This is a genomic window from Methylomagnum sp. (assembly GCF_054333355.1).
On sequence record NZ_JBTEKS010000233.1, the window covers coordinates 1 to 7100 of the forward strand.

The 7100-nt window shown below is 61.9% G+C and carries 6 protein-coding genes; 3 read left to right on the plus strand and 3 right to left on the minus strand.

Annotated features, from left to right (window positions below):
* From ACXWUF_RS15645 to ACXWUF_RS15655, 3 genes are all read left to right on the plus strand, one after another.
* A partial coding sequence (locus tag ACXWUF_RS15645) for a multiheme c-type cytochrome (protein WP_458495583.1) occupies positions 1–781 on the plus strand: 781 nt, incomplete at its 5' end.
* A 5-nt stretch (positions 782–786) separates the two neighbouring features.
* Positions 787–3780: a cytochrome c3 family protein gene (locus ACXWUF_RS15650; protein WP_458495584.1), complete on the plus strand. Its 2994-nt coding sequence runs from the start codon at positions 787–789 to the stop codon at positions 3778–3780.
* 78 nt (positions 3781–3858) lie between these two features.
* Positions 3859–4392 carry a DsbE family thiol:disulfide interchange protein gene (locus ACXWUF_RS15655; protein ID WP_458495585.1) on the plus strand — a complete coding sequence of 178 codons (534 nt, stop codon included), beginning with the start codon at positions 3859–3861 and terminating at the stop codon, positions 4390–4392.
* A gap of 126 nt (positions 4393–4518) precedes the next feature.
* Here ACXWUF_RS15655 and fae read toward each other — a convergent pair whose 3' ends face one another.
* The 3 genes from fae to ACXWUF_RS15670 form a co-directional block, all read right to left on the minus strand.
* Entirely contained in the window at positions 4519–5031 is a 513-nt protein-coding gene (fae, locus tag ACXWUF_RS15660; RefSeq protein WP_458495586.1) for a formaldehyde-activating enzyme, read from the minus strand.
* A gap of 222 nt (positions 5032–5253) precedes the next feature.
* Positions 5254–6132, minus strand: coding sequence for a hypothetical protein (locus ACXWUF_RS15665; protein WP_458495587.1), 879 nt, complete (start codon positions 6130–6132; stop codon positions 5254–5256).
* Between the two features lie 279 nt (positions 6133–6411).
* On the minus strand, positions 6412–7100 hold a 689-nt coding region (locus ACXWUF_RS15670; protein WP_458495588.1), incomplete at its 5' end, for a hypothetical protein.

The following is a 7100-nucleotide window of genomic DNA, read 5'->3' on the forward strand; positions in this document are numbered from 1 at the left end:
TACATGCCCGACCTACGGGCTGCTTTTCCAGCTGCTTTTGATAGCGCCCGCCATCCACGCCGACCCGCTCTTCGTCCAGCGCGTCGAAGCCGCCCAACCCACGGCGGAAGCCATCGCCAAGGCCGAGGAGAAAATCCGCGACCACAAGGACATCAAGCTTCGCGAGGAGCCGAAGGTGCCGCCCTTTCACAAGCGGGTGGATAATCCAGTCAAGGCAGGTGAGGCTTACTGTCAGGGCTGCCACCTCCCGGTGCCGCACAGCGAGAAGCTCCGCACCCGAGCCTTCCTCAACATGCACTCCCGGTTCATTGCCTGCGAGACCTGCCACTTCCGGCCTGAGGACGCCAAGCTCGATTACCGCTGGCTGGATTACACCAGCAAGCAACCCGCCTCCCCAGCGGACAACCGGCTGCGTATCGGCCAGAAGATCGACAACGCCGTGACGCTGGACGGGCGGGTGAAGGTCGCGCCGTTCTTTCAGGATGCTCCGGCCATTGCATTCCCCGGCACTGAATTCGCCGAGCGCGTCGCCCGCGACTGGAAAGCCGCCGAAGCCATCCCCGCCAAGGCCAAGCTGAAAGCCAAAATTCACGCGCCGCTGGAAAAAGAAGGCCCGGCCTGCGCCAAGTGCCACACGGATCAAGATTCCATGCTCGATCTCGCTGCCCTCGGTGCCAAGCCCGAACAAGTGACGATGATCCAGCGTCATGTCATCCCGCAATTTTTTGGCCGCTATAAGGAGGAGGATGAGCGGCTGAAAATCATCGACATCCTGCGCTGATGACCATGCGCGGACTGCTGTTGGTGTTGGGGCTGCTGTGCGGCATGGCGGCGCGGGCGGCGGGGTTGGTGCCGTGGGTGGCTGATGGCGCGGTGTTCCGGGCTGATTTCAACCAGCCCACCGCCGTGCTGGCCGACACCCAAGGCCGGATGCTGGTGCTGGATGGCACCCATAACCGGGTGGTGCGTTTGTCGGCAGACGGCAAAATCATGGGCTCTTTCGGCGCGGAGATACTCAATCTGCCGCTGGATATGACGCTGGCGGACGAGGGCTTGTTGGTGGCCGACACGGGCAATAAGCGGCTGGTGCTGTTCAAGCCCGATGGCGGCTTGGTGAAAGCATTGAATTTGCCCGCCGCCATCTGCGCCAAAAAGCCAGAAAAGGGCCAAGCGCCAAAGCCCGCGCCGGGTGAGGTGGAATGCCCCGACGGCGTGGCGCAAGTCCAGCCGGAACCCGTCGCCGTGACGGTGCTGGATGGCATCGCTTTCTGGGCCGACCGCAAGACCCACCGCGTGTGCCGCCTCCGCCTGGACAGCGGCCAGCCTTTGGATTGCTTCGGCGGGCGGGGCGAGACGGCGGGGCGCTTCCAGTACCCTTATCAAATCGTCATCGACCGGGACGACTACCTCAACGTCCTCGACATCGCCAACGCCCGCGTCCAAGTGTTCGACAAGACCGGGCGGCAGTTCTCGCAAGTTGGGCGCTTCGGCCTCTCGCCCGGCGAACTGTACCGGCCCAACGGCCTCGCCATTGATTCCAAGACCGACACGCTGTTCGTGGCCGACAGCTATTTCGGCACGGTGTCGGTGTTCCGCAAGGGCGAATTCGTCGGGATGCTGCAAGGCGCCGACGGCCAGCCCGTTAAGCTGGATTCGCCCACCGGCCTGTCGTTCCGCGACGGGCGCTTGTACGTGGCGGAAACCGGCGCCAACCAAGTGCGGCGGTATGCGGTGGAGTTCCGCGAGGCGCCGCCCGCGCCCCAGGCCGGACTCAAGCCGCTGGAGATTTCCCAGAAGAACTGCGTGCTGTGCCATCTGTCCTGGGCGACCGAAGCCCCCGCCGAACTGCGGGCGCCGGACGGGGAGGGCGCCTTGCCGGAAGCCTCGTTCAAGATGTGCTATAGCTGCCATAACGGGGCCATCATGGATTCCCGCCTTGCCATCCATCACGGCGCCCAGCACCCGGCCACCTACGAATCGCCCGAAGAGAAAAAGCGCCATGCCGACGCCCCGAAGCCGCGCAAGGACAAGCTGCCGGAGCCGTTCCCGGTGACGCCGGACAAGCAATTGCGCTGCACCACCTGCCACACGCCCCACAGCAATTTGGAGAAGCCCGACACGCTTTATCAGGACCACGGCAATGCGTGGTTGCGGGTGCCGAACAAGGGCGGGGATTTGTGCGAGCGTTGCCATGAGTCGAAAGGGAAGGGGGCACGGGAAACCGAGACAGCCAAGCACGGCTTCAATCATCCGCTAGCGATCAAGTTCGAGCATCCACCCCACAAGGACGCCAAGGGCTATCCCACCAACGCCGAATTGCACAAAGGTTTGCCCCTGAAACTGGCGGCGGGCGGTTCGGCCTTGGGCCACGACAACGAGATGATTTGCCAGACTTGCCACCAAGCCCACGGCGGGCACGACGACGGCAAACTCACGGTGCTGGACCGGAAACAGGGCGAACTCTGTGCCGCCTGCCACCCGCGCCAGTTCTCCGAGGACAAGGACGACGCCCACGACAAGGGCGTGCATCCGATCAACATCAAGCGCAAGAGCGATGACCCGAACATCAAGCCGGTGCTGTGGAAGGGCAAGCCAGAGATTACCGAGGTGGGTTGCCAGACTTGCCACGCGGTTCACAAAGGCACAGCGGAAACCACCCTCATGCCGGAAGGTGTGAAATCGGACGGCGAGCTTTGTAAGAACTGCCACGAGCGCCAGCACACCGACAGCAAGGAGGAAGCCCACCGCAAGGGTGTCCATCCGGTCAACATCAAGCGGGAGAGCGACGATCCCTGGGAAAAGCCAGTGCTGTGGAAGGGCAAGCCGGACATCAAGGAAGTAACCTGCCAGACCTGCCACAACGTCCACAGCGGCAACCCGGACACCGCCTTGCTGCCCAAGGGCATCGAGGAGGCCGAGGCGCTGTGCAAGAACTGCCACGAACGCCAGCACGCCGAGGGCAAGGACGCGGCGATAAAGAAGGGCGTCCACCCGGTCAACGCCAAGCTGGACGATCCGGTCAAAATCAACGACAAGCAGGTGGAGAAAGTCGGCTGCCTCACCTGCCACGCGGTCCACAAGGGCAAGCCCGACACCGCCGTGCTGGTCGAATCGGACAAGAATGGTGAGCTATGCAGCCATTGCCACAAGCGCAAGCAGACCGTGGTCGGCACCGACCATGATCTCCGCATCACCGCCAAGGACAAGAAGAATGCCCATGGCGACTTGCCGACGGAATCCGGCGTCTGTGGCGCGTGTCACACCTTGCACCGGGGCAAGGGCGAACTGCCGTTCCTGGCCGGGGCGAAGCGGGTGCAGGCCAAGCCATCCACCGACCCCGCCGACAAGGTGGATGAAAGCCCCTTCAAGCGCGATGCCCTGTGCCTGAACTGCCACCAGAAGGGCGGGGTGGGCGAGGACAAGGCGATGCGGCATTTCAGCCACCCGCACGAGGATTTGGTGCTGCGTTCCGACAAGAAGGTCATGCCGCTGCTGGGCAAGGACGAGAAGCCGGAGGAGTTCGGGCGAATCGCTTGCGTCACCTGCCACGAGCCGCATGTGTGGGATGTGGAGAAGGCGCCCCCGGAGGACGCCGTAAAGATCAAGCTGTCGGCCAACAAGGACAATCTTGAGGGCACCCAGCGGGATGCGTTCCTGCGGCACAAAGGGGTGGATGGCACATTCTGCATCGACTGCCACGGCTTGGAGGGCATCGTGAAGTACAAGTATTTCCACGACAAGAAGCGGTCGCGGAATAAGAATTTGGACTATCTAAAGTAGGTCGGGCTTCAGCCCGACTTTACTGTTTCGCGGGTTCAGAGTCGGGCTGAAGCCCGACCTACACACGAGCAAATTGATATGCCCCGCCTGATTCTGATTCTGCCGCCGCTAGTGCTAGCGGCCATTGGGTTGCTGATGTGGTACGGCATGGGTTTAGACCCGAACGGCTTGCCATCGCCCTTTCTCGCCAAGCCCTTGCCGAAGTTCTCTGCATCCACCCTGGCCGAACCGCCCGCCATCCTGACGAATCAAGATATTAAAGGTCCGGCGCTGCTTAACTTCTGGGCGAGCTGGTGCGCGGCCTGCCGGGACGAGCATCCCTTGCTGCTGGCTGTGGCCCGCAAGAAAGACGTGGCGATTTACGGCGTCGATTATCTCGACCTCCGCGATCCGGCTCAGGTCTGGCTGAACCGCGAGGGCGATCCCTATAGGCAAATCGTGTTCGATGACGGCGGCACCCTGGGCAACACGCTGGGCGTGTTGGGCACGCCGGAAACCTACGCCATCGACGCAGGGGGCGTGGTCCGCTATCGGCATGTGGGGGCGTTGACGCCGGAAGTGTGGGAGAAGATGCGGGAGGCGATGGGGCTTGGACGTGGGAGTGGGCTTTAGCCCACGCCTTGGGGTGGTAGTCGCGGGCTGAAGCTCGCTCCCACAAGTGAAGCTGTTTTAGGGGGAAAAGGGGTGGAAGCGCCGAGTTTGGGGCTTCCACCATTTCGGTCAACCGAACGGGCCGAATCAGACGTGGGCGGCGAAGGGGTGGGCTTCGCTGCCTTTCCGGGCCACAACTTCCTTGGCCGACGGCTCGCCAGCGACGGCGCGCTGGATGGAGAGCTTGGTGGCCTCGTAGTTGTAGTCCTGGATTTTCGCGTCGTCCTCGGCCAGCCAGTGAATGAACACGCCGACGCTGATGAACAGGTCGTCCGCTTCATCCACCGGAATCGTGCCGTCTTCCACGCAATCCGCCACCGCCATCGCGACGCCGCGCTGGGCGGGTCCGAACATCTGGGTGGCCTGCTTGCCATTCTTGATGGTGACTTTGTTGAACATCACCGTGGCGGGCTTGACCAGCAGGTTCGGCGCGACCACCGCCAACAGGCTGGTGAACCCATCCTTGTTATTGGTCAGGGCGGTCGCGAACGCCGTTTCGGCGGCGCTGCCGCGCGGGCCGATGATGAGGTCGATGTGGGCGATTTCATTGCCGCCGCCGCATAGGGCCTCGCCCACGAGCAGCTTATTGATCTTTGCCATTTAACTCTCCTCCTTCCAGATAGTTTGCGGTTTTTGTTTAAGGAAACACGCCAGCCTCAATCCTTTGAGCAAAACCGACTCAATCCCTGTCATCCGGCGCTGTGATTGAACCAGACGGCGGCCATGCCGACGGTTCAATGGGGGGGCGGGATATGAATAGGCCCGGAGACGCCACGATTTAACCGGGCGGTCTCACGGGCACTGATTTCCCGCTAAGTTCAATCAAGCCTTGGCTATCCGGCCAGATTCGTAATCTGATAACACCTTGTTTAGCCGCGCCGGGTCGCTGAGGCAAGCGTCCAATTGGTTGCGCAGCCATTGGGCGTGATGGCGCTTCAACACGCTGTCGGTGGGGCGGCACGGGGCGATGGCTTCCAGCATGTAGGCCAGATGGTTGAGGAAGTGGCGGCGCAGGATGGAATCCTGGGGAATCTGCACCGCTGCGGGCGCGGATTTGGCGGGCTGGCTGGGCGCGGGAGCCGCTATGGCAACAACGGGCGCGGAGGCTGGTGCCGGAATATCCATGACCGGAGCCGGCGTGGGTGCCACCGTTGCCGCTTTGCTGGCCCGGCAGGCTTCATATTCAGCCGTCAGCTTGTCCCGGCAAGCCTTGTCGCGCAGGCAGGCTTGCAGCCGGGATTGGAGCAGGTGCTGGTGATGGCGCTTCAACACGCTGTCGGTGGGGCGGGGCGCGGCCACCGTTTCCAGCATGTGGCAGATATGGGCCTGAAAATGCCGTTTGAGTACCGAGTCCTGGGGAACGTGGCGACCGAAGGCGGGAATGGCTGGCCGTTGTGCCACGGCGGCTTTGGGAACTGGTGCGGCGGCAGGCGCGGGCGGGGGCGGTTGCCGGGTTTGAACGGCTTCCGCTGGCTTGGGCGTTTTGGGAATGACGGGTTCCGGTGCCTTGGGCGCTTGCCGGGCGGCGACCACCGGCGCTTTGGCGGGCGGGGTGGCTTGTTTGCTGCGACTGAGCTTGATGACGAGATACACCGCCACGAGCAAGCCGAAAATGCCTATCGCGATAAGCGTGGCGGTGTTGGCGGTGATTCCGTTGTCCGCCAGGTTTTGCATGATGTCTTGGAAGTTGAAGTCATTCATGGTCGTGTTCCTCCACGTATAAGCGCCTGTAGTTCAGGAGGGGCGGGCGACAGGATGAGGCGCGGCGCGCTGTGGCTGAAGTTCCCGCCCGATGGGTTTTCCTTATTGCGGCTCGGGAAAGAGCCTGTTTACGGGATGGAATTTTAGCGGAGCGGGGGGAGATTTGGCAGAACTTTTCCGGGGTGGGGCGGTCAGGCGCACCTTCACTCGGGGGCTTGGGCCAGAAGGGTTTCGAGTCGTTCCGCTTGTGCCGGGAATTCTGGGTTGTCGGGGAGATACTCAAGGCTTCGTATTGTCAGGCCGTTCGCGCAAGGTACGGCGTAGCGCTAGGCTTTTATGGTAGGCGGATTCGGCATCTTTGAAATAGCCCAGAGCTTCTGCCACTATGCCGATATTATCTAGCGAAACACTTAAGTCGTGCACGGATTCGGGCGTGTTGCTCCTTATCCATATTTTGCGGGCTAAGCGTTCGACGTCAGTTGCAATGCGACGGGCAGTTTCCAGGCGGCGTTCTGAATAAGCATCCTCGAAAGCTTTCCAGCCCACCCGCAATGCACCCTGGTTTTCTTCTAATATCCGCCCCCATTCGTCAACAGCAGAGGGGGCATGGCTCTCTGGAACCGAAAAGGCATTTTCTAACCGAGTGGTGGGCTGGCTCTCGGTAAAGACACGATCCAAAATCGTTGGCAGCCTTGCCACAGTAGGAATCAAATGATCTTCAGCTCGAAGTTCCTGGCTGTATTGCCGGATCGACCATAAATCCGGCGCGATTTCCCACAAACGAGGTCGGTAGTCCACTGGCAGGACTACGATGAATGGGCCATTCAGTTTGTTACGGAGAACCTCGCGATGCTCATTGAGTCGGGCCAGTAGATTAGCGCGGGCTGCGGACCATGCGGGGTCGTGGTCGTGGCTGAGATCTAGCCAGATGGGGCTGCGGGAGGCGGCACCCTTTGGGTAACGGCGTA